The organism is Bradyrhizobium sp. 62 (genome assembly GCF_023073035.1).
GTDB lineage: Bacteria > Pseudomonadota > Alphaproteobacteria > Rhizobiales > Xanthobacteraceae > Bradyrhizobium.
Genome location: NZ_JADPIT010000023.1, coordinates 339973 through 343342, shown reverse-complemented (window position 1 = coordinate 343342; position 3370 = coordinate 339973). Strand labels below are relative to the sequence as shown.

Below are 3370 nucleotides of genomic sequence, written 5' to 3'. Positions count from 1 at the left end.
GCGATGACACCGATTGCTGAGTAACGCCTACTCCGCCGCCTGCTGCTGCACCGTCGGCTCCGTGCCTGCGACCGTCGCGCGGCGCATGTCGCGGGGCTGCGACTGGTCGTAGCGGCGGACGCGGTGCATGGTCTGGCGGTTGTCCCACATCACGAGGTCATGCAGCGTCCATTTGTGGACGTAGACGAACTCGCTGTGCGTTGCGTGCTCGTTGAGATCGCGCAGCAGCAGCCTTCCCTCGGGGACGCTCATGCCGACGATCTTGCCGGCATGCGATGAGAGATAGAGCGACTTGCGGCGATGCACGGGATGGGTGCGCACGAGACGTTGAAGCACCGGCTTGAACATCTGCTTCTCGTCGTCGGTGTATTCGGTGAAGCCGAGCGATCCCCGCGAATACATCAGCGAGTGCTCGCAGACGAGGTCCTCGATCTCCGCCTTGGTCTCGTCGTCAAGCGCGTCATAGGCCGCGCGCATGTCGGCGAATTCGGTGTTGCCGCCCTTCGGGTTGAGCACGCGGGCCGACAGCAGCGAGAATTTTGCGGGGATGGGGCGGAACGAGCTGTCGGAATGCCACAGGCAGTTGCCGAGGTTGAACAGATGCGCGCGGCTGTCCTTTGCCAGCGGCTTGCCGTCCTTGCCGAGATTGGAGACGTCGTTCAGGCCCGATTGGAGGCGGTAGTCCTTTTCCTTCGTGACCGTGCCGCCGCGCGCGTCCTCGCGCTGGCCGAAATTCAACGCGAAAGCCATCTGCTGTTCGTCGGTGATGTCCTGGTCGTGGAACACCAGCACCGCATATTTGTCCATGGCGGCTTCGATCTCGCGCGCCTCGACCTCGGTGAGAGGTTGCCGCAGGTCGAGGCCGGAAACCTCGCCGACAAAATGTTTGTGAAGCTGCCGGATGGCGATCGTCATGACGTTTCTCCCGCGAACCGCGAGCGGTTGGTCCGCTCTGTCGGTGAAAAAGTTACTCCCGTAACAAGCGATGTCAACGCTAGGCGTGCATAGCTGCCCGTAGCCCGGATGGAGCGCAGCGTAATCCGGGAAGTCTTCCCGCGAGGTGAGAACCCCGGAGTGCGCTGCGCTCCATCCAGGCTACGCACCTTTGGTGCCGCTCACGCGTTGCGCGCCATCAGGCCGCCGTCGACGGGGATCACCGCGCCGGTGAGGAAGGACGCTGCGGGCAGGCACAGGCTCAGCGTCATGTGCGCGACCTCTTCGGGGTCGCCGTAGCGGCCCAGTGCAGTGCGGCGCTTGGCGTAGATGATCTTGTGCTCTTCCGAGATCCTGTCGGTGATGGCGGTGCGGATCGGCCCCGGGCAGATGCAATTGACGGTGATGCCTTCGCGGCCAAGCTCCACCGCGAGCGAGCGGGTGAGGCTGGCGACGCCGCCCTTCGCCGCCGAATAGGGGCTGTGCAATGCGGTGGCGCCGAGCGCCTCGGTCGAGGCGATGTTGACGATGCGCGGGCTCTTCGACTTGCGCAAGTGAGGCAGCGCGGCGCGGATGATGCGCGGATGCGCCGTCAGCATCACCGCGATACCCCTAGCCCAGGCGTCCTCATAGGCCTCGTCGTCGATCGCGACGCGCACGGAGATGCCGGCATTGTTGACGATGATGTCGAGCCCGCCGAAATGCGTCGCGACGTCGCCGACCACGCGCCTGATCTCATCGCCGTCGGCCACGTCGAGCTTCCAGGCTTTCGCGGCTCCGTCGCTTGCCGCGATCTCCTTCGCCACGGCCAGCGCGCCCTGCTCGTCATAATCGGTGACGGCGACGTTGGCGCCCTCGGTGGCGAACACGCGGGCCGTTGCGCGTCCCATGCCGCTGGCCGCGCCGGTGACGAGAACGGTCAGGCCCTTCACGGAGCGGCTGAGTTGTTTGAAATCGGCCATGCTGTTTCCTCTGAGCCCTGCTTGTTCTTGTTGTGATTGACAAGGCTGTCATCGATCCGCAGACAGGTCAAACAAGCAAGACGATCGGGGAGGCCAGCGATGACGAACGAGCTCGATTTCTCAGGCAAGCAGGTGCTGGTTGTCGGCGGATCCAGCGGCATCGGCAACGGTATCGCGCAAGCCTTTCGCGTCAGGGGCGCGCAAGTCGCGGTCTGCGGCACGCGTGCTCACGCGAAGGAATATTCAGCTGAGGAGGGCTCGGATCTCACCGGTCTCTCCTACGCGCAACTCGACGTCGGCAATGCCGGCGCGGTCGAAGCGTTCAAGCCGTCGTTCGAACGGCTCGATATCCTGGTGCTCGCGCAGGGCGCGGTGCTCTATCGCCGCGGCGAGTTCGAGATGGCCGGCTTTCGCAAGGTCGTCGAGGTCAACCTGATGAGCCTGATGGCCTGCGCCACGCGATTTCATTCCATGCTGCGGGACTCGCGGGGATCGCTGATCATGGTGTCCTCGACCGCGGCCTATCATTCCACCATGGGCAATCCTGCTTACAACGCGTCGAAGACCGGGGCTGTCGGATTGACACGGACGCTCGGCGAGGCCTGGGCCGAAGACGGCATCCGCGTCAACGGCATCGCGCCTGGTCTGGTCGACACCAAGATGACGAGGGTCACGACCGAGAATCCCAAGCGGCTCGAAGGTGCACTTTCACGCATTCCGCTGCGGCGATTGGGCACGCCTGCTGACATGGCGGGCGCGGCGCTGTTCCTGGCATCTCCGCTGTCGTCCTACATTATCGGCCAGACGTTGGTCGTCGACGGCGGGCTGATTCTCTGAGTCCAATTTCAAGTCAGATGGAACTGCGCCGCTCCTGATCGGTTACTTGGGCTGACCCCCGAGGAGGAGCATCATGGATAAAGATCGGATTGTCGGATCGGCCAAGGAATTCGCCGGACGCGCGGAAGGCGCTGTCGGTGATCTCGCAGGCGATGCGCAGACACAGGCGTCGGGCAAGGCACGCGAAGCGGCCGGCACGGTGCAGAATCTCTACGGCCAGGCCAAGGATGCCGTACGTGACGCGACCGACACCGCGGCCAGCTATGCCAAGGACGCCTACGACAAGCCGGCCGAAACCTTGCGCGACGGTTCGCAGGCGATTGCCCAGAAGGTGCAGGACAACCCGCTCGGCGCGCTGCTGGTCGCCGGCGGCATAGGCTTCGCGCTCGCGTTGCTGATGGCACGGCCTTCCCGCCGCCCGCCGCCGCGCTGGCGCTATTACGGCTGAAGCCAAGGCGCGATAAGCATCAGGCCCCGGACGCAGCGCGGCGTGTAACGCCGCGTTGCCGAGCCGGGGCCTTTTTTTATGGATGTTGCAAGGCGGTGTCCGCTCTGCGGCTGCGCCGCGTCCGGGACATGAGATCAACTATCGGAACACTTCCGCCGATCGCCCGACATTGCCAGGCGGCCGCGGGATC

At 64.6% G+C, this 3370-nt stretch carries 4 protein-coding genes; 2 read left to right on the top strand and 2 right to left on the bottom strand.

Translation table 11 applies throughout. The features are described from left to right. Nucleotides 1–27: 27 nt before the first annotated feature. Nucleotides 28–915, bottom strand: a complete 888-nt coding sequence (locus IVB47_RS25230; RefSeq protein ID WP_247465259.1) for a TauD/TfdA family dioxygenase — start codon at nucleotides 913–915, stop codon at nucleotides 28–30. Between the two features lie 200 nt (nucleotides 916–1115). Further along, nucleotides 1116–1895 carry an SDR family NAD(P)-dependent oxidoreductase gene (locus tag IVB47_RS25225; protein ID WP_247465256.1) on the bottom strand — a complete coding sequence of 260 codons (780 nt, stop codon included), beginning with the start codon at nucleotides 1893–1895 and terminating at the stop codon, nucleotides 1116–1118. A 99-nt stretch (nucleotides 1896–1994) separates the two neighbouring features. Between IVB47_RS25225 and IVB47_RS25220 the strand changes: the two genes are divergently transcribed. Together IVB47_RS25220 and IVB47_RS25215 are read left to right on the top strand one after the other, a co-directional pair. Beyond that, entirely contained in the window at nucleotides 1995–2732 is a 738-nt protein-coding gene (locus tag IVB47_RS25220) for an SDR family oxidoreductase (protein ID WP_247431911.1), read from the top strand. Nucleotides 2733–2805: 73 nt separating this feature from the next. Beyond that, complete coding sequence (locus IVB47_RS25215; RefSeq protein WP_027570248.1) at nucleotides 2806–3180, top strand: CsbD family protein; 375 nt, start codon at nucleotides 2806–2808, stop codon at nucleotides 3178–3180. The last annotated feature ends 190 nt before the right edge of the window (nucleotides 3181–3370 follow it).

Bases quoted from the DNA above. Each gene is read 5' to 3' on its own strand.
- IVB47_RS25230 (WP_247465259.1), bottom strand. From the start codon at position 915: ATGACGATCGCCATCCGGCAGCTTCACAAACATTTTGTCGGCGAGGTT.
- IVB47_RS25225 (WP_247465256.1), bottom strand. From the start codon at position 1,895: ATGGCCGATTTCAAACAACTCAGCCGCTCCGTGAAGGGCCTGACCGTT.
- IVB47_RS25220 (WP_247431911.1), top strand. From the start codon at position 1,995: ATGACGAACGAGCTCGATTTCTCAGGCAAGCAGGTGCTGGTTGTCGGC.
- IVB47_RS25215 (WP_027570248.1), top strand. From the start codon at position 2,806: ATGGATAAAGATCGGATTGTCGGATCGGCCAAGGAATTCGCCGGACGC.